Origin of the sequence: Mycobacterium sp. 852013-50091_SCH5140682 (assembly GCF_001665685.1) — a bacterium.
Classification (GTDB): Bacteria; Actinomycetota; Actinomycetes; order Mycobacteriales; family Mycobacteriaceae; genus Mycobacterium.
Genome location: NZ_LZTB01000073.1, coordinates 1 through 21,954, shown reverse-complemented (window position 1 = coordinate 21,954; position 21,954 = coordinate 1). Strand labels below are relative to the sequence as shown.

Annotated in this window: 18 protein-coding genes; 7 read left to right on the top strand and 11 right to left on the bottom strand. The window is 66.4% G+C overall.

What is annotated here, in order from left to right; genetic code table 11:
• Positions 1–8 precede the first annotated feature (8 nt).
• Positions 9–1,961: an MFS transporter gene (locus tag A5784_RS20490; RefSeq protein ID WP_064946735.1), complete on the bottom strand. Its 1,953-nt coding sequence runs from the start codon at positions 1,959–1,961 to the stop codon at positions 9–11.
• Positions 1,962–2,052: 91 nt separating this feature from the next.
• Positions 2,053–3,324 (bottom strand): multidrug effflux MFS transporter, encoded by a 1,272-nt coding sequence (locus tag A5784_RS20485; protein ID WP_064946734.1) that lies wholly within the window; start codon positions 3,322–3,324, stop codon positions 2,053–2,055.
• Positions 3,325–3,469: 145 nt separating this feature from the next.
• Here A5784_RS20485 and A5784_RS20480 point away from each other — a divergent pair, with 145 nt between their 5' ends.
• The 3 genes from A5784_RS20480 to A5784_RS20470 all read left to right on the top strand — a co-directional run bounded on the left by A5784_RS20480 (position 3,470) and on the right by A5784_RS20470 (position 9,484).
• A complete protein-coding gene (locus A5784_RS20480; RefSeq protein WP_064946733.1) occupies positions 3,470–4,219 on the top strand; it encodes a hypothetical protein in 750 nt (249 codons plus the stop codon).
• A gap of 172 nt (positions 4,220–4,391) precedes the next feature.
• The gene (locus A5784_RS20475; RefSeq protein ID WP_064946732.1) at positions 4,392–8,096 is read left to right on the top strand and encodes a multifunctional oxoglutarate decarboxylase/oxoglutarate dehydrogenase thiamine pyrophosphate-binding subunit/dihydrolipoyllysine-residue succinyltransferase subunit; all 3,705 of its coding nucleotides are present in this window, start codon (positions 4,392–4,394) and stop codon (positions 8,094–8,096) included.
• Between the two features lie 77 nt (positions 8,097–8,173).
• Entirely contained in the window at positions 8,174–9,484 is a 1,311-nt protein-coding gene (locus A5784_RS20470) for an MFS transporter (RefSeq protein ID WP_064946731.1), read from the top strand.
• On the opposite strand, the gene map is transcribed toward A5784_RS20470, so the two are convergent.
• Positions 9,481–10,242 (bottom strand): type I methionyl aminopeptidase, encoded by a 762-nt coding sequence (gene map, locus A5784_RS20465; RefSeq protein WP_064946730.1) that lies wholly within the window; start codon positions 10,240–10,242, stop codon positions 9,481–9,483. The genes A5784_RS20470 and map overlap by 4 nt on opposite strands.
• 71 nt (positions 10,243–10,313) lie before the next feature.
• Between map and A5784_RS20460 the strand changes: the two genes are divergently transcribed.
• The 3 genes from A5784_RS20460 (at position 10,314) to A5784_RS20450 (ending at position 12,660) form a co-directional block, all read left to right on the top strand.
• Positions 10,314–10,574, top strand: coding sequence for a helix-turn-helix domain-containing protein (locus tag A5784_RS20460; protein WP_064946729.1), 261 nt, complete (start codon positions 10,314–10,316; stop codon positions 10,572–10,574).
• Positions 10,575–10,942: 368 nt separating this feature from the next.
• Positions 10,943–11,812, top strand: a complete 870-nt coding sequence (locus A5784_RS20455; RefSeq protein WP_064946728.1) for an SDR family NAD(P)-dependent oxidoreductase — start codon at positions 10,943–10,945, stop codon at positions 11,810–11,812.
• A 23-nt stretch (positions 11,813–11,835) separates the two neighbouring features.
• Entirely contained in the window at positions 11,836–12,660 is an 825-nt protein-coding gene (locus tag A5784_RS20450; protein ID WP_064946727.1) for an SDR family NAD(P)-dependent oxidoreductase, read from the top strand.
• 4 nt (positions 12,661–12,664) lie between these two features.
• Here A5784_RS20450 and A5784_RS20445 read toward each other — a convergent pair whose 3' ends face one another.
• Positions 12,665–13,507: a glycine betaine ABC transporter substrate-binding protein gene (locus A5784_RS20445; protein ID WP_502687527.1), complete on the bottom strand. Its 843-nt coding sequence runs from the start codon at positions 13,505–13,507 to the stop codon at positions 12,665–12,667.
• 2 nt (positions 13,508–13,509) lie between these two features.
• On the bottom strand, positions 13,510–14,712 hold the full coding sequence (locus tag A5784_RS20440) for an NAD(P)-dependent malic enzyme (protein WP_064946725.1): 1,203 nt from the start codon (positions 14,710–14,712) through the stop codon (positions 13,510–13,512).
• 133 nt (positions 14,713–14,845) lie between these two features.
• Between A5784_RS20440 and corA the strand changes: the two genes are divergently transcribed.
• The gene (corA, locus tag A5784_RS20435) at positions 14,846–15,952 is read left to right on the top strand and encodes a magnesium/cobalt transporter CorA (RefSeq protein WP_064946724.1); all 1,107 of its coding nucleotides are present in this window, start codon (positions 14,846–14,848) and stop codon (positions 15,950–15,952) included.
• A 3-nt stretch (positions 15,953–15,955) separates the two neighbouring features.
• Here the strand turns inward: corA and A5784_RS20430 are convergent, their stop codons facing one another.
• The 6 genes from A5784_RS20430 to A5784_RS20405 form a co-directional block, all read right to left on the bottom strand.
• The gene (locus tag A5784_RS20430; protein ID WP_064946723.1) at positions 15,956–16,555 is read right to left on the bottom strand and encodes a suppressor of fused domain protein; all 600 of its coding nucleotides are present in this window, start codon (positions 16,553–16,555) and stop codon (positions 15,956–15,958) included.
• Complete coding sequence (locus A5784_RS20425; protein ID WP_064946722.1) at positions 16,552–17,898, bottom strand: ABC transporter ATP-binding protein; 1,347 nt, start codon at positions 17,896–17,898, stop codon at positions 16,552–16,554. Before A5784_RS20425 ends, A5784_RS20430 begins: the two co-directional genes overlap by 4 nt.
• Before the next feature lie 4 nt (positions 17,899–17,902).
• The gene (locus A5784_RS20420; protein ID WP_064946721.1) at positions 17,903–18,739 is read right to left on the bottom strand and encodes a carbohydrate ABC transporter permease; all 837 of its coding nucleotides are present in this window, start codon (positions 18,737–18,739) and stop codon (positions 17,903–17,905) included.
• On the bottom strand, positions 18,732–19,652 hold the full coding sequence (locus A5784_RS20415; protein WP_064946720.1) for a carbohydrate ABC transporter permease: 921 nt from the start codon (positions 19,650–19,652) through the stop codon (positions 18,732–18,734). Before A5784_RS20415 ends, A5784_RS20420 begins: the two co-directional genes overlap by 8 nt.
• Entirely contained in the window at positions 19,649–21,046 is a 1,398-nt protein-coding gene (locus A5784_RS20410) for an ABC transporter substrate-binding protein (RefSeq protein WP_064946719.1), read from the bottom strand. The genes A5784_RS20415 and A5784_RS20410 overlap by 4 nt, the downstream gene beginning before the upstream one ends.
• A gap of 172 nt (positions 21,047–21,218) precedes the next feature.
• On the bottom strand, positions 21,219–21,731 hold the full coding sequence (locus A5784_RS20405; protein WP_064946718.1) for a YflT domain-containing protein: 513 nt from the start codon (positions 21,729–21,731) through the stop codon (positions 21,219–21,221).
• Positions 21,732–21,954 lie beyond the last annotated feature (223 nt).

Here is a 21,954-nt window from a genome sequence, read left to right as displayed (position 1 = left end):
GTCCGGCGCTAATCCCCCGGCCGCGAATGCCTGCCGTAAGACGGGTTGTCGTCGGGGTCCCCGCCGTAGTGATTGCCGTTGACTCGCCGGTGCTCCCCGCTCGGCGGCTCCAACGGGCGGAAGTGCTGCCCGGCGTCAACGTGAAACCCGTTGTGCGCATGGCCGATCAGCTGGTCTGACGAATTCGCGGGCATATCAGCCATGAGCCGGTTCAGTATTGCCTGCCACGGGTCCTCGCCCGCGACCTCGCCCTCGGAAGTGGCCGCGGGCGGCGCTGGAATGCTCAGCGGCTCCGTGACGGGATCGGGTGTAGATGCAAGCGCGGGCGCGGGCTCGGGCTCATCCCACTCCACGATGTACTCGATGTACTCGTCGTCGTCGGGATAGTCGGGCAGGTACTGGTTCGCCGGGCCCACCACGCGCAGCACCTCGGTCGGTTCGTCGCCGTCATCGACGTCGTCGACCTCATCGTCGTAGCTGTCCTCGGCGACCTCTGGACGGTCACCGAAGCCGCGCAGGAACAACGCCGCGACCACACCGAAGAGTGCGATGAACGCGGGCAGCAGCATCGACTGGGCCATGGCCGTGGCGAACGGCTCGTGCAGGAACCCGGGCAAAACCGTCACGGCAGTCTCTGCGCGGGCCTGCACCACCGCGGGGCCCGGCATCTGCCTGCCGATCTCCCACGTCATGAAGGCCGCGATGCCTGCACTGCCCAGCACCGAGCCGACCTGCCGGGTGGCGTTGTACACCCCCGACCCCGCGCCGGCCAGGCTCGGCGACAGATTGCGGGTCGCGGTCGCGGCCAGCGGCGACCAGATGAATGCCATCCCGACACCCATCAGCACCTGCGGCAGCAGCAGCCGCCAGATCGGCGTGACGGGGGTCATCTCGATCGACAACCAGGTCAGGCCGACGGCCATGGCGGCGAAGCCGAAGCCGACCACAGGTCGTGGATGTGAGCGGTCCACGATGCGGCCCACCAACGGTGCCAGCGAACCGCTGGCGATCGCCGTCGGCGCGACCAGCAGTGCCGAGCGGGTCGGCGAGAGCCCGCACACCGACTGCGCGAAGAACATCAACGGCAGGATCATCGCCGTCACGGCGAAGCCGATGGTGGCCACCCCGATATTGGCCAGGCTGAAGTCGCGGTCAGCAAAGATGCGCAGGGGAATCAGCGGTTCGGCGGTGTTGACCGACTGCCAGTAGACGAATCCGACCATCACCCCCACCCCGGCGGCCAGCGTGCCCCACACCCATGGCGCCCAGTGGTGCGCATGTCCTTCCTGCAGCGCGAACACGATGAGGAACATGCCGACCGCGGACAACGCCACCCCGAGCAGGTCGAACCGGTGCGGCGCGGTCGGCAGCACGGGCACCAGCCAGACCGCGAGCCCGAAGCCGATGATGCCGATCGGCACGTTGACGAAGAAGATCCATTGCCAACCCAGGCCACCGACCAGGACGCCGCCGGCGAGCGGGCCGACGAGCGTGGCCACACCCGCGGTCGCTCCCCACACACTCATGGCGACGCCCCGCCGCTCGGGCGGGAAGATCCGGGTGATGGTCGAGAGGGTCTGCGGCGTCAACAAGGCCGCGCCGATCCCCTGGACGACGCGTGCGGCGATCAGTATCTCGATGCTGCCCGCGAGCCCACACGCCAAAGATGCCGCGGTGAACAGCGCCAGCCCGGCAAGGTAGAGATTCTTCGGTCCGTACACATCGCCGAGCCGGCCCGACACCAGCAACGGCACGGCGTACGCCAGCAGGTAGGCGCTGGTCACCCAGATCACGCCGTCGTAATCGGCGCCCAACCGCTGCATGATGGTCGGGTTGGCGACGGCCACGATGGTGGCGTCGAGCAGGATCATGAAGAAGCCGACCATCATCGCCCACAACGCGTTCCACGGGTTGTGGCTGGCAGTGCGGCCCGCGAACCGGGCGTTCAAGGTCTCGAACATGTGATCAGTGAGGGGACGGCAACGAGCTGGCCCCCGCCGACGCTACGGATCCACCCCCCTCCCGACAAGTCGGCGTGCCGGTGGGGACCCGTCAGGCAGGTTCGACGACGACTGCCGGAACGATGTCGTCCACACTCGCTTCACCGCGCCGCAAGCCGACAGCCAGCAACGCAGACAGCGCGATCATCACACCGAGCGTCATCACCACCGACAACGCCAGCGCCCCGTTGCCCAGCGCGCCGACCAACGGGGCGATCGCCGCGCCGAGCCCGAACTGGGCGGCGCCGAGCAGCGCGGCCGCGGTCCCCGCAGCGTCGGGATGACGGGACAGCGCGACGGCGGGGGCGTTCGGGATCACCAGACCCATGGCCGCCAGGATGGCGAGCACCGGCGCGATGAATCCGGTCAAACCGCCGACAGCCGCAACCGTGAGCCCGATGAACAGCAGCCCGGCCACCGAAGCCGCGACCAGCGCTGCCACGGTGATCGCCTGAGGGGTGAACCGCCGCAGCAGCACCACGTTGAACTGCGTCGACCCGATGAGCGCGACCGCACCTGCGGCGAATACCAAGGCGAACGCTTGTTGATCAAGCCCGTAACGGCCCTGCAGCACGAACGGCGCGGCCGAGATGTAGGCGAACAAACCCGACATGCCAAGGGCGGCCACCAGCACCAGGATGACGAATCGCGCATCCCGCAGCAGCTCGGCATAGGTGCCGAGAATGCTGCCGACGTGCAACGGGCGCCGATGCGACACCGGCAGCGTTTCCGGCAGCGCCAACACGGCCATCAGCAGCAACGCTCCGGCCAGCAGCACCAGCGCGATGAACACCCAGTGCCACGAACCCTTCAGCAGCACTGCCGCGCCCAGCGACGGCGCGAGCACCGGCGCCACACCCAATACCAGCATGAGCCGGGACATCACCGTGGCAGCGGCCGAACCCGCGAACAGGTCACCGACGACGGCGACGGCCACCACCGCGGCAGCCGCCGCACCCATGCCCTGCAGGCCGCGGGCGATGCCGAGAGTCACGATGTCCGGGGCGAAGACACAGAGCACCGACGCCAGCATGTGCAGCACGATGCCGCCCATCAACGGCCGCCGCCGGCCCAGTGAATCCGACAGCGGACCCACGATGAGCTGGCCCAAACCCAGACCTGCGAGCGTTCCGGTGAGCGTGAGCTGAGCGACCGACGACGACACCGAGAGTTCGTCGGCGATCCTCGGCAGCGCGGGCAGGTACATGTCGATGGTGAGTGGGCCGAGGGCGATCAGGGCGCCCAACACCAGAATCATGCGGGTACGGCTCACGCCGGGATTCTGGCTGGCTGTCGTCTCGTCCACGTGGGGCGATGATGCCATGAAGATGGTTAGCCACGCATCGCAGTTTTTTATTCCGTGACAGGTGTCACGGACGGAAACCCTGGAGCCGTCGCCGCACGTTCCCCAAGGGTTAGCCTGGACATTCAGCCGATGTTTGTCGGTCCGCACGTGGGGAGGCCCCGAAGTGAGCGCTCGGTCCACCAAGAAACAGTTGCCTGCGGTCCGCGATAACGCGGACGAGGACCCGAGCGCTGCGGCGAAGGTACTGTCCGCGATCCTGGAGCGCAGCGCACGCGTGCAGGCGCCCGCCGTGAAGGCCTACGTCGACCGGTTGCGCAGCCAGCGGCCCAACGCCACCCCGGCCGAGATCATCACCCGGTTGGAAAAGCACTATCTGGCTGCCGTGATGGCCAGTGGCGCGGCGGTCGGCTCGGCCGCGGCGTTCCCCGGCATCGGCACCCTGACGGCCTTGTCCGCGGTGGCCGGCGAGACCGTGGTGTTCCTTGAGGCGACGTCGGTGTTCGTCCTCGCCGTCGCCGAGGTCCACGGCATCCCCGCCGACCATAAAGAGCGCCGACGTGCCCTGGTGCTCGCGGTGCTCGTCGGTGAGGACAGCAAGCACGCGATCGCCGACCTGCTGGGCTCCGGGCGGACCAGCGGGGCCTGGCTGTCCGACGGTGCAGCAACACTGCCACTGCCCGCGGTGTCCCAGCTCAATTCGCGACTGGTGCGGTTCTTCGTCAAGAAGTACACCCTCAAGCGCGGCGCCATGGCGCTGGGCAAGATGCTGCCGGTCGGCATCGGCGCCGTCGTCGGCGGCGTGGGCAACCGGCTCATGGGCAAGAAGATCATCGGCAACGCACAGAAGGCATTCGGGCCGCCCCCGCCGCGGTGGCCCGCGACCCTGCATGTGCTGCCGTCCGCGCAGTCCTGAGGGCCCGCGACAACACGTCCCTGCCCAGATGGGCGGTGCCTGGTCGCCGTCGGCTCGGAGGCGCTAGCCTTTAGACGGCGGTCACGCAGGTCACCGCAGACACAACGAAAGACGAGCGGCGAGCCCCCTTGCCACGGCTTGCCGAGACCAAGAATCGAGGCGAGCAGCTGCCGTGACCAGTTCACCTTCACCATTCGGGCAGAACGAGTGGTTGGTCGAGGAGATGTATCGCAAGTTCCGCGAGGATCCGTCATCGGTGGATCCGAGTTGGCACGAGTTCCTCGTCGACTACTCCCCCGAACCAACGACCGACGCCACGGCCGCCAACGGCCAGTCGGCGACGCCCACCGCGCCCGCCACCCCAGCTCCGGCTGCACCGGCCGCTCCGGCAGCGCCCGCCCCGGCTACTCCCGCGGCGCCGGCCGCCGCCGCTGCTCCGGCGGCTCCCGCCCCCAAGCCGGCAAAGTCGGTGACGGTGGCCGAGGGTGATGAGTCGCAGGTGTTGCGGGGTGCTGCGGCTGCGGTGGTGAAGAACATGAACTCCTCGCTGGAGGTGCCCACCGCGACCAGCGTGCGGGCCATCCCGGCGAAGCTGATGATCGACAACCGCGTCGTCATCAACAACCATCTCAAACGCACCCGCGGCGGCAAGATCAGCTTCACCCACCTGCTCGGCTACGCGATCGTGCAGGCGGTCAAGAAGTTCCCGAACATGAACCGGCACTTCGCCGAAATCGACGGCAAACCGAATGCGGTCACCCCGGCGCACACGAATCTCGGTCTGGCCATCGACCTGCCCGGCAAGGACGGCAACCGCCAACTGGTCGTCGCCGCCATCAAAAAATGCGAAACCATGGCCTTCGGCCAGTTCATCGCCGCCTACGAGGACATCGTCCGGCGCGCCCGCGACGGCAAACTGACCGCCGAAGACTTCTCCGGCGTCACCATCTCCCTGACCAACCCCGGCACCATCGGCACCGTGCACTCCGTGCCGCGCCTGATGGCCGGGCAGGGCGCCATCATCGGTGCAGGCGCCATGGAGTACCCGGCCGAGTTCCAGGGTGCCAGCGAAGAGCGCATCAACGAGGTCGGCATCGGCAAGCTGATCACCCTGACCTCGACGTATGACCACCGCATCATCCAGGGTGCGGAATCCGGCGACTTCCTGCGCACCATCCACCAGTTGCTGCTCGACGACGAGTTCTTCGACGAGATCTTCCGCGAGCTGGGCATCCCGTACGAGCCGGTGCGGTGGCGCACCGACAACCCCGACTCGATCGCCGACAAGAACGCACGCGTCATCGAACTGATCGCGGCCTACCGCAACCGCGGGCACCTGATGGCCGATATCGATCCGCTGCGGCTGGACAAGACCCGCTTCCGGTCCCATCCCGACCTGGACGTCAACACTCACGGCCTGACCCTGTGGGATCTGGACCGGGCGTTCAAGGTCGACGGGTTCGCCGGCAAGCAGTACATGAAACTGCGCGACATCCTGGGCCTGTTGCGCGACGCCTACTGCCGCCACGTCGGGGTGGAATACACCCACATCCTCGAACCTGAACAGCAGAAGTGGCTGCAGGAGCGCATCGAGGTCAAGCACGCCAAGCCCACGGTCGCCGAGCAGAAGTACATCCTGTCCAAGCTCAACGCCGCCGAAGCGTTCGAAACCTTCCTGCAAACCAAATACGTTGGGCAGAAACGTTTCTCACTGGAAGGCGCGGAAACCGTCATCCCGATGATGGACGCCGCGATCGACCAGGCCGCCGAACACGCCCTCGACGAGGTCATCATCGGCATGCCGCACCGCGGCAGGCTCAACGTGCTGGCCAACATCGTCGGCAAGCCCTACAGCCAGATCTTCACCGAGTTCGAAGGCAACCTCAATCCGTCGCAAGCCCACGGCTCCGGCGATGTGAAGTACCACCTCGGGGCGTCCGGCAACTACATCCAGATGTTCGGCGACAACGACATTCAGGTGTCGCTGACCGCCAACCCGAGCCACTTGGAGGCCGTCGACCCGGTCCTGGAAGGCCTGGTGCGGGCCAAGCAGGATCTGCTCGACACCGGCGCCGACGCCGAAGGCTCCCAAACCTTCCCGGTGGTGCCGCTGATGCTGCACGGCGATGCGGCGTTCGCCGGCCAAGGCGTGGTCGCCGAAACCCTCAACCTGGCGTTGCTCAAGGGCTACCGCACCGGCGGCACCATCCACATCGTGGTCAACAACCAGATCGGGTTCACCACCGCGCCAACGGATTCGCGCTCCAGCGAGTACTGCACCGACGTGGCGAAGATGATCGGCGCGCCGATCTTCCACGTCAACGGCGACGATCCCGAAGCCTGCGCCTGGGTGGCGCGGCTGGCCATCGACTTCCGCCAAGCATTCAAGAAGGACGTCGTCATCGACATGCTGTGCTACCGCCGGCGCGGGCACAACGAAGGCGACGACCCGTCGATGACGCAGCCCTACATGTACGACGTCATCGACACCAAACGCGGCTCCCGCAAGGCCTACACCGAATCGCTGATCGGCCGTGGCGACATCTCCATGAAGGAAGCCGAAGACGCCCTGCGCGATTACCAGGGCCAGCTGGAGCGGGTGTTCAACGAGGTCCGCGAACTGGAGAAGCACGCCGCCGAACCGAGCGAGTCGGTGGAAGCCGATCAGCAGATCCCGCAACGGCTCGCGACCGCGGTGGACAAGTCACTGCTGGCCCGTATCGGCGACGCGCATCTGGCCCTGCCCGAAGGCTTCACCGTGCACCCGCGCGTCAAGCCGGTGCTGGAGAAGCGTCGGGAAATGGCCTACGAAGGCAAGATCGACTGGGCCTTCGCCGAACTGCTCGCCCTGGGCTCGCTGGTCTCCGAAGGCAAACTGGTCCGGTTGAGCGGTCAGGACACCCAGCGCGGCACGTTCACCCAGCGCCACGCCGTCATCGTCGACCGCAAAACCGGCGAAGAGTTCACCCCGTTGCAACTGTTGGCCACCAACACCGACGGCACCCCGACCGGCGGCCGGTTCCTGGTCTACAACTCGGCGCTGTCCGAATACGCCGCTGTCGGTTTCGAATACGGCTACTCGGTGGGTAACCCCGACGCCATGGTGCTCTGGGAAGCTCAGTTCGGTGACTTCGTCAACGGTGCGCAATCCATCATCGACGAATTCATCTCCTCCGGTGAGGCGAAATGGGGCCAGCTGTCCAATGTCGTGCTGCTGCTGCCGCACGGGCATGAAGGCCAAGGCCCCGACCACACCTCCGGGCGCATCGAACGGTTCCTGCAGCTGTGGGCCGAAGGGTCGATGACCATCGCGGTACCGTCCACCCCGGCGAACTATTTCCATCTGCTGCGTCGGCACGGTCTCGACGGCATCCAACGCCCGCTGATCGTGTTCACGCCCAAGTCCATGCTGCGCAACAAAGCCGCGGTCTCCGACATCCGCGACTTCACCGAACAGAAATTCCGCTCGGTGCTCGAAGAACCCACGTACACCGACGGCGACGGTGACCGCAGCAAAGTCACCCGAATCCTGTTGTGCAGCGGCAAGATCTACTACGACCTGGCCGCTCGCAAGGTCAAGGACAAGCGCGACGACGTGGCCATCGTGCGGCTCGAACAACTCGCGCCGCTGCCAAAACGTCGGCTGGCCCAGACCCTCGACCTGTACCCGAATGCCACCGACAAGTACTGGGTCCAGGAAGAACCCGCCAACCAGGGCGCGTGGCCCTCGGTCGGCCTCACCTTGCCCGAAGTACTCCCCGAGTACTTCAACCCCATCAAACGCATCTCCCGGCGCGCGATGTCCGCACCGTCGTCCGGATCGTCGAAGGTGCACGCCGTGGAGCAGCAGGAGATCATCGACCTCGCGTTCGGGTAATCGGTTAGTTCTCGCGGGTTCGAATCACCGCGCACGCAACGCTGGGCTCCGCGGCCCGGGGCGACTAGTCAACAAGGGTGACCTTCACGACGACCGCCCCGGCCGCGGGGCCCGCCGCGTCTGCCGACCCGAGGACCGTTCGGACTGCCCTGCTGGCGAGCGTGCTCGGAACGACCATCGAGTGGTACGACTTCTTCCTCTACGCGACTGCCGCGAGCCTGGTGTTCAACCATGCGTTCTTCCCCGACCAGAGTTCGTTCGTCGGGACCATGCTGGCGTTCGCGACGTTCGCGGTCGGCTTCGTGGTGCGCCCTATCGGCGGGTTCGTCTTCGGGCATATCGGCGACCGGATCGGCCGCAAGCGCACGCTCGCGGCCACCATGCTGTTGATGGGCGGCGCCACCGCGTTGATGGGCCTGCTGCCCACGGCAGCCCAGATCGGGGTGCTGGCACCGGTGCTGCTGCTGGTGCTGCGCGTCGTGCAGGGTTTCGCGCTCGGCGGTGAGTGGGCAGGCGCGGTACTGCTGGCCGTCGAGCACAGTCCGCGCCACCGCCGCGGGCTCTTCGGCAGCATTCCCCAGGTGGGGCTGGCGCTGGGCCTTGCGCTGGGTACCGGGGTGTTCGTGGTGCTGCAGCTGGCCCTGTCGGCGGACGCTTTCCTGGCCTACGGGTGGCGCATCGCCTTTCTGATCAGCATTGCCCTGGTGATCTTCGGCGTGGTGGTTCGATTCCGGGTGGCCGAGACCCCTGCGTTCGAGAAGATCCGTGCCGACGACGACCGTGCGGCGGTCCCGGTGCGGGAGATCTTCCGGCCGCCTGCGCTGCGGTCGACGGTCCTCGGCCTGCTGTCGCGGTGGGGTGAGGGTGCCGCGTTCAACACGTGGGGTGTGTTCACCATCGCGTATGCCACCAGCACGCTGCATCTGGGCAAGGTGCCGGTGCTGATCGTGGTCACCATCTCGGCGTTGTTGATGGCCGCGTTGTTACCTGTGTCGGGCCATCTGGCCGACCGGTTCGGCGCCCGCACGATGTACGCCACCGGGATCGCCGCCTACGGTCTCGTGGTGTTCCCGGCGTTCGCGCTGTTCGGCACGCGCAGCATCCTGGCCTACTCGGTGGCAATGCTGTTGGCGTTCGGTGTGATTCACGCGTGGTTCTACGGCGCCCAGGGCACGTTGTACGCGTCGCTGTTCCCGACTCGCACCCGCTACACCGGGTTGTCGACGGTGTATCAGCTCTCGGGTGTGTACGCGTCGGGCCTGACGCCCCTGATCCTCACAGCGCTGATCGCCGCGGGCGGCGGCAAGCCCTGGTACGCCTGCGGGTATCTGGCCACCACCGCCGCGATCAGCGTCGTCGCGACGCTGTTGCTAAGGCCGCGGTATTAGCACGTGAGCACCACCGGGCCGGCGTCGGTGATCGCGATGGTGTTCTCGGTGTGCGCGGTGCGGGATCCGTCGGCCGAGCGGATGGTCCAGCCGTCCCGGTCATAGACGATGCGGTTGGTGGTGCGGGCGAGCCACGGCTCCAGCGCGAGTGTCATGCCTGCCTTCAGTCGCATGCCGCGCCCGGGCTTGCCGTTGTTCGGCACGTGCGGATCTTCGTGCATGGTCCTGCCGAGACCGTGTCCGCCGAATTGGAGATTGACGGAATAGCCATACGCCGCGACGACGGCGCCGATCGCGGCGGAGATGTCGCCGAGCCGCCCGCCGGGCCGGGCCGCCGCGGTGCCCGCCGCGAGCGCCTCCTCGGTCGCGCGGATCAACCGCACATCCTCGTCGGCGGGCGTCCCGACGATCACGGTGCGCGCCGCGTCGGCGACCCAGCCATCGATGGAGACCGCGAAATCCATGGTCAACACATCGCCGTCGCGCAGCGCGTAGTTGAACGGAAGCCCATGCAGCACAGCGTCATTCACCGACAGGCAGATCACGTTGCGAAACGGTCCCGACCCGAATGACGGGTCGTAATCCCAGTAGCAGGACTGCGCGCCCCGGCGCTTGACCATGTCCCGGGCGTGATGTTCGAGGTCGAGCAGGTTCACCCCGACCTCGGCCAGCCCGCCGAGTTCGGTGAGCACCTGGGCCACGAAACGGCCGGTGGTCCGCATTTTCTCGATCTCGGCTCCGGTCTTGAGTTCAATCACGTCATCACTCCTTGTGCGGTATATAAATACCAAGACTAGCGGTATACAAATACCAGCGCTACCGTGGTGACGTGGTCCGTACGCCGCTGAGTCCCGAGCAAGTCGCCGCAGGCCGCCGAGTCGGCGCAGCATTGCGCGCCGCCAGGGGCGCCCGCACCCTCGAAGATGTCGCGCGCGGCGCGGGCATTTCCCCCGAGACACTGCGCAAGATCGAAACCGGTCGTCTGCCCTCCCCCGCATTCGGCACCATCGTCGGACTCAGCGATGTCCTCGATCTGCCGCTGCAAGCCCTCGCCGAAGTGTGGCGGCCGGTGAGCGCTGCCGCGTCATAGTTGTTTGCTCGTCGCATTTCAGTAAATCACTGAGCAGGTTCGGGATACGGTTCGACGCCGTCGGTTGCACATTTCAATGAGCCGCACTGCCGCGCGGGCGATGCGGCTCGACTTGTGGCTGCGGTGATCCAGTGGTACGAACTCCCTACAGGCCACCCGTGACGCGCTGCTCCAGATCGTAAATTGCTGTGAATCATGGCCTTTCCGTGCCAGGAGACGACAATCGGGGGATCACCGTGCCAATACGGCTGTGAATGCGAAAGCCGGACCACGGCTGACCCCATTTCCACCTTCGGCGTCTGTCAATTTCTCGTGAAGCAGTTCCGAGATGACAGGCCAGAACACCTCAATCGATGGAGCGGTATCACATGCAAAACTTTGCTGGGAAGGTTGCCGTCGTCACTGGCGCCGGCTCAGGAATCGGACAGGCACTGGCCGTCGAACTGGCGCGTGCAGGCGCCAAGCTCGCCATCAGCGACATCGACATCGACGGCCTGGCCGACACCGAGAGAAGGCTCGAAGCGATCGGTGCGCCCGTCAAAGCCGACCCCCTCGACGTCACCGAACGTCAGGCGTTCCTGATCTACGCCGACGAGGTCAAGGAACACTTCGGCACGGTCAACCAGGTCTATAACAATGCTGGCATCGGATACGCCGGCGACGTCCAGGTCGCCCGGTTCAAGGACATCGAACGGGTCATGGACGTCAACTTCTGGGGCGTCGTCAACGGCACGAAGGCATTCCTGCCCCATCTCATCGCCTCAGGCGACGGTCACGTCATCAACGTGTCGAGCGTCTTCGGGTTGTTCTCGCTGCCCGGGCAGGCCGCCTACAACTCGGCCAAGTTCGCCGTACGCGGATTCACCGAGGCGCTGCGCCAGGAGATGGCGCTGGCCGAGCATCCAGTCAAGGTCACCACCGTGCACCCCGGCGGCATCAAGACCGCCATCGCACGTAACGCCATCGTGGCCGACGGCCTCAACGCGGAGGAGGTGGCGGACAGCTTCGACAAGCAGTTCGCCAGGACCAGCCCCCAACGCGCGGCGCAGGTCATTCTCAAGGCCGTGCACAAGGACAAAGCCCGCGTATTGGTAGGCCCCGACGCCAAATTCCTCGACCTCGTCGTGCGGGTCACCGGATCCGGCTATCAGCGCATGTTCCCGGCTTTCCTGAAGCTCATCGCGACCAAGCCGGCCGAATTACACGGAACCGCGGGTACCGGCTACTCTCGACACTAGTCAAACGACACGAGGGAGTGCGCATGGAAGGCTTTGCTGGAAAGGTCGCCGTGGTTACCGGCGCCGGGTCGGGTATCGGACAGGCACTGGCCATTGAGCTCGGGCGCTCCGGCGCCAAGGTCGCCATCAGCGACGTCGACACCGAAGGCCTCGCCGTCACCGAGGAGCGGCTCAAGGCGATCGGCGCGCCAGTCAAGGCCGACCGGCTCGATGTCACCGAGCGCGAGGCCTTCGAGCTGTACGCGAACGCGGTCGTCGAGCACTTCGGCAAGGTCAACCAGATCTACAACAACGCAGGCATCGCGTTCACCGGCGACGTCGAGGTCAGCAGCTACAAAGACATCGAGCGCGTGATGGACGTCGACTTCTGGGGCGTCGTCAACGGCACCAAGGCGTTTCTGCCGCATCTGATCGCTTCCGGCGACGGCCACGTGGTCAACGTCTCCAGCATTTTCGGTCTGTTCGCCGTGCCGGGACAGGCCGCCTACAACTCGGCGAAGTTCGCGGTGCGCGGGTTCACCGAGGCTCTCCGGCAGGAAATGGCGCTGGCCAAGCACCCGGTCAAGGTCACCACCGTGCACCCGGGCGGCATCAAGACCGCGATCGCCCGCAACGCCACCGCCGCCGAGGGCCTTGACCCGCAGGAACTGGCCAAGGTGTTCGACAAGAAGCTGGCCAACACCACTCCGCAGCGGGCCGCCAAGATCATCCTCGAGGCCGTGCACAAGAACCGGGCCCGGGTGCTCGTCGGGCCGGACGCCAAACTGCTCGACATCGTCGTGCGCATCACGGGCTCGGGTTACCAGCGGTTGTTCTCCACCGCCATGAGCCGGATCCTGCCCTACTGATCGGCTAGTGGCCGAGCGGGTTGGCCTGCAGGAAGGCGTCGGCGACCGCGCGCGGGTCGGCGCCTTCGGCCACCTGCCGGAGCATGTCCGCGAGTGAGCCGGTGTCCAGGACGCCTGCGATCTCGTTGACCGCGAGGATCTGGCGTTCGTTCAGTACATTGCGCCGGTAGAGCGGCACCACGTTCTCCGCGCGGATCATCGCCGTGCGATCGGCGAGCACCACCACCTCCGCCGGGTTGGCCGGGTCGGCGGTGGTGGTCCACGCCGCATTGATCTTCCCGGCCTTGAGCGCCGCGAAAAGACTTGCGCGATCAGCGAATTCGACGGGTTTCGGCAGGCGGCAAGTGCCGACCAGCGCCGGAACGGCCGCACCCTTGAGAGCGCCGGGCACCACCTTGGCACAGTTGCGCCGCAGCGCGGTCAGATCTTTCCCGCCCCACGCGGATGCGGTCTGTTCCGTCACCGCGACGGCAGGTTTGTCCTGTGCCGACATGGTGTAGTCACCGGCTGCGACGCCCTCCGGCAACGCCGAGAGCAGATCGCGGTAGACCTGCTCATCAGAGTGCGCCGCGGCGCCGGGCGCGAACGTCTCCAGCAACTGGCCGGTGAACCCGGGCAGCACGGTCACCGAACCCGAGTCCAGCGCGCCCAGCGCCTCCTTGGTCGGGGTGACCTCGGCGGGGGTGCCGTAATAGCGCAGCGCGGCCGCATACAACTGGCCGAGAAGCGCGTATTCCGGTGTCATGCCCGCCGCGACGGCCATCGGGGCAGGCGGCGGGTGGGAGCTGCAGCCGGCGATCAGCAGCACGACCGCCAGCGCCAGTACCAGTCGACGACGCACGGGCAGGGTCAGTCTCCCGATGCGGCCGCCACTGCCGCGGCCACCGCGGGCCCGACCCGGGGATCGAGCGCACTCGGCACGATGTGATCGGCGGCCAGGTCGTCGCCGACGACCGAGTGGATCGCCTCGGCGGCGGCCACCTTCATCTTCTCGGTGATCCGGCGCGCCCCGGCGTCGAGCGCACCCCGGAACACTCCCGGGAAGGCCAGCACATTGTTGATCTGGTTGGGGAAATCGCTGCGGCCCGTCGCGACGATCGCAGCGTGCTTGCGCGCCGCATCGGGATGGATCTCCGGATCCGGATTGGACAGGGCGAAGACGATGCCGCCCGGGGCCATCGTGGCGATGAGCTCCTCGGGCACGATGCCTGCCGACACTCCGAGGAACATGTCAGCGCCGTCGAGCGCCTCGGCGACGCCGCCGGTGAGGCCGCGTGGATTGGTACGCCCCGCCAGTTCGGTCTTGAAGGAGTTCATGCCCTCGCGGTCGCCGTGAACAATGCCTTGCGAGTCCAGCACGGTGATGTCGGCGATGCCCTTGGCGAGCAGCATGTTGGTGCAGGCCACCCCGGCCGCGCCTGCGCCCGACACGACGACCCGCAAGTTGTGCATGTCGCGCTCGAGCACCTTGGTGGCCCCCAGCAGCGCGGCGAGCACCACGATGGCGGTGCCGTGCTGATCGTCGTGCATGACGGGGCAGTCGAGCGCCTCGATGACGCGGCGCTCGACCTCGAAACACCGCGGTGCCGAGATGTCCTCCAGGTTGACCGCACCGAACGTGGGGCGCAGCCGGATCAGCGTCTCCACGATCTCGTCGGGATCCTTGGTGTCCAGCACGATGGGAATGGAATTCAGCCCGCCGAAAGACTTGAAGAGGGCGCTCTTGCCCTCCATCACCGGCAGCGATGCCGCCGGGCCGATGTCGCCGAGGCCCAGCACCGCGGTGCCGTCGCTGACGACGGCGACCAGTCGGTGGGCCCATGTGTACTTGGCGGCGAGGGTGTGATCCGTGGCGATCGCCCGGCTGACCTGCGCGACGCCCGGGGTGTAGGCGATCGACAAGGCCCGCTGGGTGTCCAGCGGCGAATTGAGCTCGACGGAGAGCTTGCCGCCTTCGTGAGCAGTAAAGATCTCGGAATCTTCGACGACAACCTGGGGAGTGCGCGTCGTCGCGGAGTCTTCACGCGATGAAGCGACAGTACTTTCCGACACGGCGCCAGGGTACTTCACAGACCAATCTCACAGGGTCGAGTTCCCCTCTCGTGAGCTGTCGGTAACAGGTTGGGCGCGTACGATTCAACAGGCCCGATCGGGTGCCGGTCACAGCTGATGGGAGGCCCAGCGAATGCCCTCGTTCCGCGCGCTACCGCCGTCGCTGCTCCGCCCCACCGCGCGGGCCAAACCCCCGGTCACCGATGCCAAATCCATCCACGTTCCGGTCGCCCGGGCCATGGTGGACTGCGGCGTGTACTGCGACGGGGAGAGGTTGCCCGGCAAATACACCCACGCAGCCGCCCAGGCCAAGGTGCGCGAGCTGGAGAGCATCGGGAAAAAGGCGTTCGCGTGGGTTGGCCTGCACGAGCCCGACGAGCACCAGATGCAGTCTGTCGCAGACGTTTTCGGTTTGCACGAGCTGGCGGTCGAGGACGCGGTGCACGCCCATCAGCGCCCCAAGCTCGAGCGCTACGACAAAACGTTGTTCCTGGTGATCAAGACCGTCAACTACGTCGAGCACGCCTCGGTGGCCAACGCCCGCGAAATCGTCGAGACCGGTGAGATCATGATCTTCGTCGGACCGGACTTCGTGGTGACCGTCCGGCACGGCGAACACGGCGGGCTGGCCAGCGTCCGCCGACGTCTCGATGCCTCGCCTGCCATCCTGACACTGGGACCGTTCGCCGTCATGCACGCCATCGCCGACCACGTGGTGGACCACTATCTGCACGTCACCGACCTGATGGAAACCGACATCGACGTCATGGAGGAGAACGTCTTCTCCCCAGACTCCCCGACCAACATCGAGTGCATCTACCTGCTCAAGCGGGAGGTCGTCGAGCTGCGCCGCGCCGTCGGCCCGCTGACGCTGGCCCTGCAGCGGCTGCTCACCGACCACAATGACGTCATCTCCGTCGAAGTGCGCCGCTACATGCGCGACGTCAACGACCACACCATCCAGGCCTCGGAGCGGATCTCCAGCTACGACGAAATGCTCAGCTCGCTGGTGCAAGCCGCCCTCGGCAAGGTCGCGATGCAGCAGAACGTCGACATGCGCAAGATCTCGGCATGGGTTGCCATCGCCGCGGTACCGACCGCGCTGGCCGGGATCTACGGCATGAACTTCGACAACATGCCCGAATTGCATTGGGTCTGGGGCTATCCCGCGGTGCTCACCCTCATGCTGACGGTGTGCCTGGTGCTGCACCGCACCTTCCGGAAGAACGACTGGCTCTGACTCTCAGGTCGGGTTGGCGGCCCTGCGCGCCGGATTCAGCACGTCCACACCGTCGGTCTGCCACGCCTCACGCATCGCGTCGGCGCCCTTGAGCCGCACCCATGCCGCCTCAGTCGCGGTGATCGGGGTCGCGGCAAGAACATTCACCGCGGCCAGCGGATCCGGCAACGCGATCTCACCGATATCGCTGGGAGACAACAGGAAAGCGGTGAACGGCGCACCGGCGAACAACGGCGTCTCCAGATCGACCAGGGCATCAGCCTCAAGCACCAGCCCCTCGACCGCAGGCGCCGCGGCGAGGATCGCCAGCGAGCGGGCCAGCCCGGTCGGCGTCGGCCCGCGCAGGGACACCGTCACCTCGGCCCGCGGGCCGTGGATGGGGTCGGCCACGAATTCCGTCGGGTCGAACATCGGGTGACGCGAACAACCCAGCGTCACATAGTGGTACACGGTCGCGTCAGCCGGGTCGGGGCCGAAGCGCAGCACCTCGATGCGCTCGGTGCCCAGAAATGTGACGCTCGCACTGACCGGTTCCGCGGTGATACCCGCGGCTGCGAAATGCTCATCGAGACCGGTCCGCACGGCCCCCAGAACGTCGGTCACTCGGATTTGGGCTCCGACGGCGCCGCGGCATTCTCCTCGGGGTCGTCGTCGGTGGGTTCTGCGGATTCGTCGGGTTCCGGCTCAGATGCCTCGGGTTCGGATTCGGGCTCGGGCTCGGGTTGGGGCTCAGGTTCGAGCGTCTCGGGCTCGGGCGCCTCCTCGGGTTCGATCGCCCGGGTCAGGTTCAGGCCCGAGTCGGCATCGAAGATCACCAGTTTCGACGTGTCGAACGCCAGCTCGATCTGCTGACCCCCCGTCGCCCGAGATTCCGCGGAAACCCTTGCGACGAACTCGTTTTCACCCGCTCCGGAATCGGCGACCAGCTCGGCCAACTGCGCCGCGCGGGCACCGCCGCCATCGATGGTGAAGTGGATGTACTTCTCCGAGCCCAGCGACTCGACGATGTCGGCGCGCACGCTGAAGCTCAGCGCCCGGATCCTGGCGTACCCGTCGAGCAGCGACGCATCCTCCAGATGCTCGGGGCGGATCCCGACAATGATGTTGTCCGGCTTGGGCGCTCGGGCCAGCAGCTCGTGCACGTCCGGGCTCAGCGTGACGTCACCGAACGGCAACCGCACCCCGACATCGGTGAACGTCGCCGGGAAGAAGTTCATGGCGGGCGATCCGATGAAGCCTGCCACGAACAGGTTCACCGGGTTCTTGTACAGCTCGTCGGGGGTACCGATCTGCTGCACCACACCGGCCAGCATCACGACAACACGGTCTCCCAACGTCATCGCCTCGGTCTGATCGTGAGTGACGTACACCGTCGTGGTGCCCAGCCGGCTCTGCAGCCGCGAAATCTCCGCACGCATCTGCACCCGCAGCTTGGCATCCAGGTTGGAGAGCGGCTCGTCCATCAGGAATGCCTTGGGGCTGCGGACAATTGCCCGCCCCATCGCCACCCGCTGACGCTGCCCACCGGAGAGCTGAGCGGGCTTGCGGTCCAGCAGCTCGGTCAGGTCGAGGATCTTGGCGGTCTCTTCGACCTTGGTTGCGATCTCGTCCTTCTTCATCTTGGCCAGCGTGAGCGGGAAGGCGATGTTCTGCCGGACCGTCATATGCGGGTACAGCGCGTAGGACTGGAACACCATCGCGATATCGCGATCCTTGGGTGCCTTCTCGTTGACCCGTTCCCCGCCGATGCTCAGCTCGCCTGACGAGATCTCCTCGAGTCCGGCGATCATGTTCAGCGTGGTGGATTTGCCGCACCCCGACGGCCCGACCAAGATGATGAATTCACCGTCGGCAATGGTCATGGACAGTTCTTTGACGGCTTCCCGGACACCGCCTGCGCCGTCGGGGTAACTCTTGGTCACCCGGTCCAACACAATCTCGGCCATCCAACTACCCCTTTACCGCACCGGAGGTCAGCCCAGCGACGATGCGCCGCTGGAAAATCAGGACAAAGACAATGATCGGGATGGTGATGACCATGGCGCCCGCCGCGATGGAACCCGTCGGCTCCTCGAATTGCGAACTGCCGGTGAAGTTCGCGATGGCCACCGGCGCCGTGATGGCGCGTTGGGTCGCGGTCAGCGACAGGGCCAGCAGCAGGTCGTTCCACGCGAAGATGAACACCAGGATGGCCGCGGTGACGATGCCCGGCGCGGCCAGCGGGGCGATGACCCTGCGGAATGCCTGCGCCGGCGTGGCACCGTCCATCTTCGCGGCCTTCTCCAGATCCCATGGGATCTCCCGGAAGAACGCCGAGAGCGTGTAGATCGCCAGCGGCAGCGCGAAGGTGATGTAGGGGATGATCAAGCCCGGCCAGGTGTCGAACAAGCCGAGCCTGCGCTCGATGTTGAAAAGCGGTGTCACCAGCGAGATCTGCGGGAACATCGCGATCAGCAGCGCGACGCCGACGAGCAACCGCTTACCCGGGAACGCCAGCCGGGCCACGGCGTAGGCCGCCATGCCACCGACCACCACCGCGATCACCGTGGTGATCAGGCCGATACCGATGGAGTTGACGAGCGCCGAGCTGAAGATGTCGCCGGTGAAGATGCCCTTGTAGTTGGCGAAGGTGATCTGCGTCGGAATCAGCTTGCCGTCCTTGACCGTTGACGTCGGCTTCAACGACAGCGACAGGATCCACAACACCGGGAACAACGCGTAGAGAATCACCAGGGCGTCGACGACAACCCATCCCGTCGCGCGGCGCGCGCCGACCCGCTCAGCCATGTTGGCCCTCCGCGTCCGACCCGGGCGCCGACGCGCCGAAGATCTTGATGTAGATGAACGCGATGACCGCGACCGAGGCGAAGATCAACACGCTGATGGCCGAACCCAACCCGAGGTTGAAGGCCTTGAACAGGTTGTCGTAACCCAAGATCGACACCGACCCGGTGTTGTTCGCCCCACCGGTCAGCACATAGATGTTGTCGAAGATCCGGAACGCGTCGAGGGTGCGGAACAGCAACGCCACCAGGATGGCCGGTTTCATCAGCGGCAGAATGACTTTGACCAGCCGCTGCCATGCCCCCGCGCCGTCGACCTGGGCGGCGTTGAGCAGCTCCTGCGGTACCAGGGCCAGCCCCGCCAACAGCAACAGCGCCATGAACGGCGTGGTCTTCCACACCTCGGCCAGCACCACGATGGCCAGCGACGGCAGCTGTTCGGTCAACGGCGCGCTGCCCTCCGGCAACAGGTTCGCCAGATACCCGGTGCCGGGAGTCCATGCGTAGTACCAGCTGTACGACGCCGCGACGGTGACGATGCCGTACGGGATCAGCACGGCGGTACGCACCACGCCTCTGCCGAAGATGGTGCGGTGCATGACCAATGCCAGCGCCATGCCGAGCACGAACTCGATGGCCACCGACACGACCGTGATCCCCAAGGTGACGGCGAACGCCGTCCACCAATACCGGTCGGTCAGGATCGTGACGTAGTTGTCCACGCCGACGAATGCGGTGTCGCCCGGCGCGGCCAGGTTGTAGCGCTGCAGGCTCAGCCATACCGCGTACCCGATGGGATACGCCGTGACCGCGAGCATGAGGATCACCGCCGGAGCGATGAGCGCGTAGGCCAACCGGCGCTGCGACCGGCGGTCGTCGGTGCGGGCCGCCGGTGCGGTTGCGGTTGCCGAGGTCACGGGATCAGCCCCTTACCGTCGATCGCCTTCTGCACCTGCGTGGCCAGCACGTCGGCCGTGCGCTCGGGGTCGATCGCCGTCACCGGGGCCAACGTCGCCGAGATGCGGGTGGACACGGCTTGGTAGACCGGGGTCGCCGGTCGCACCGCGGCATCGCTGAGTTGCTCACGGATGACGGCGTATTGCGGGTACTTCGCCTGGAAGGCCGGGTCGTCGTAGAGGGATTCGCGCACCGCGGGCAGCCCGCCCTCCACCGACGTGTAGCGCTGATTGTCGATGTTGCGCAGGCAGCGAATGGCTTCGAACGCCTCGGCCCTGTGCTGGCTGGTGGACGCGACAGCCAGGTTGAGACCACCGATGGTCACTTTCGCCGGTTCGCCTGCGCGGACCCCCGGGTAGTTGGCGAAGCCGAAGACCTTCTTGCTGGCGTCGTAGGCCGCCTCGAACTGTTCGTCGCTGGGCGAGAAGGTGCCGACGTCGTTGATGGCATCGGTCAGGTCGGAACGCTCGTTGAGCGGCAGGAACTTCACCCCGCCCTTGACGGCGTTCTCCAACAGTGAGGGCAGCACGAACGGCCAGTTCACCTCGAGGGCGGCCTTGCCCTGTTCGAGCGCCAGGCGCGCAGTGCCCTCGTCGGTCTGGGTCACCGACGGATCCGCTCCGGGTGCGGTCGCGACCGACTTCATGATCTGCAGCGCCTTCACGGTCGCCGCGCGATGCTCCGGAGTGTCGGTGAGAGTCACGGTCTTGCCGTCATCGGAGAGCACCTGACCGCCCGCACTCGCGAGCAGCGTGTTGAACCACACCACCAGGCCCTCGTACTGCTTTGCCTGCACCGCAATCCAGCTCGGCTTCCCTGCCGCGTGCAGGCGCGTCGCCTCGGCCACCATGCCGTCCCAGGTTCGCGGCGGTTCGTCCATCAAATCGGCTCGATACCACAGCAATTGGGTGTTGGTGGTGATGGGCGCGGCGTACAGCTTGCCCTGCCAGCGCGCGGTCTGCAGCGGGCCTGCCAACGTGTTCTCGGTGGCATCGGACTCAGCGAGCCCGGCCGGATCGTCGGACAGCGGTAGCGCCCAACCGGCTTCGGCGAACTCCGCCGTCCACACCACGTCGAGCGCCATCACGTCGAGCGACTTGTCGTTGCCCGTCAGGCGTCGGGCCAACTGCAGCCGTTGGTCGTCAGCGCCTTTCGGCAGGCTGATCTGTTTGATGGTGAACCGGCCGCCGAGATCGGAGTTGCAGCGTTTGGCGACGGCGGTGAACGTGGCCATCTCGTTGGCCGGCGTGTAGTAGTTGATGACGAGGCCGCTGGCGGGAGCTCCACAGGCGGAGACGGTCGTGACCGCCGTCAATGCGGCCACTGCCGCAGCACACAGCCGCCGAGCGCGCACCGCTGGGCCTCCCGTCACTCCATGTCGCCGCCGCTGCGACTTCGGGCGGGAACCGCCCGCGCGCAAACCGTAGAGCCAAATACGCATGATGTGCAACACTTTCGGCACACGCGCATCACAATCGTGACCTGCTCACTTTGCCACACGGCACATCAGCGGCGGCCGGCCGGGCTCAGATCGTCAAGCGCGCCAGCAGATCCCGGCCCTGTTCGGCACTCTGCGGATCGCACAGCACGTCATAGCGGCCGGCGACCAGCTGCATGGTCGAACTGAAATCTCTTGTGCCGCGAGCCATCGCGTACGGGATCGCCGAGGTGATCAGGCCGAAGAACACGCCCGCGATCAGACCCGTCAGCAGAGCACTCCACGGATTGGGGCTGAAAAAGCCCAGGATCAGGCCGATGAACAGGCCCAGCCAGGCGCCCGAGAGCACGCCGCCGCCGAGTACCTTGGGCCAGCTCAACCGGCCCGTCACCCGCTCGACCTGCATCAGGTCCACACCGACCAGCGTCACCTGCTGAACCGGGAACTGTTGGTCGGACAGATAGTCCACCGCACGCTGCGCCTCGGCGTAGGTCGGGTAGGAGCCGATCGGCCACCCTTTGGGCGGTGTGGGCAACGCGCCGCGCAGCGGCGCGCCTGGTGTCGCACCGGTTGCCTGCCCGGGCTGGAATGGGCTGGTCATCGATCTTCACTCTCCTGTCGTGCAGCGACCGATCGGCCTGCTGCTCTTGTTACAGCAACGTCCCCCACCCGCAAAAGGTGCCTGCGATGAGGTGACCTCTACGTTCCACGCCGTGCGCTAGGTTGATCAGCATGACAAACCCGGACGGCTACGCAGGCGAAACACCTGCATCCGAGCCCAGTGCCGGTCCCTTATACACATCTGACGCTGCCGACGATCGCAT

Bases quoted from the DNA above. Each gene is read 5' to 3' on its own strand.
- A5784_RS20405 (WP_064946718.1), bottom strand. From the start codon at position 21,731: ATGACCAGCCCATTCCAGCCCGGGCAGGCAACCGGTGCGACACCAGGC.
- A5784_RS20420 (WP_064946721.1), bottom strand. From the start codon at position 18,739: ATGGCTGAGCGGGTCGGCGCGCGCCGCGCGACGGGATGGGTTGTCGTC.
- corA (WP_064946724.1), top strand. From the start codon at position 14,846: ATGCCCTCGTTCCGCGCGCTACCGCCGTCGCTGCTCCGCCCCACCGCG.
- A5784_RS20425 (WP_064946722.1), bottom strand. From the start codon at position 17,898: ATGGCCGAGATTGTGTTGGACCGGGTGACCAAGAGTTACCCCGACGGC.
- A5784_RS20450 (WP_064946727.1), top strand. From the start codon at position 11,836: ATGGAAGGCTTTGCTGGAAAGGTCGCCGTGGTTACCGGCGCCGGGTCG.
- A5784_RS20490 (WP_064946735.1), bottom strand. From the start codon at position 1,961: ATGTTCGAGACCTTGAACGCCCGGTTCGCGGGCCGCACTGCCAGCCAC.
- A5784_RS20455 (WP_064946728.1), top strand. From the start codon at position 10,943: ATGCAAAACTTTGCTGGGAAGGTTGCCGTCGTCACTGGCGCCGGCTCA.
- A5784_RS20485 (WP_064946734.1), bottom strand. From the start codon at position 3,324: ATGGCATCATCGCCCCACGTGGACGAGACGACAGCCAGCCAGAATCCC.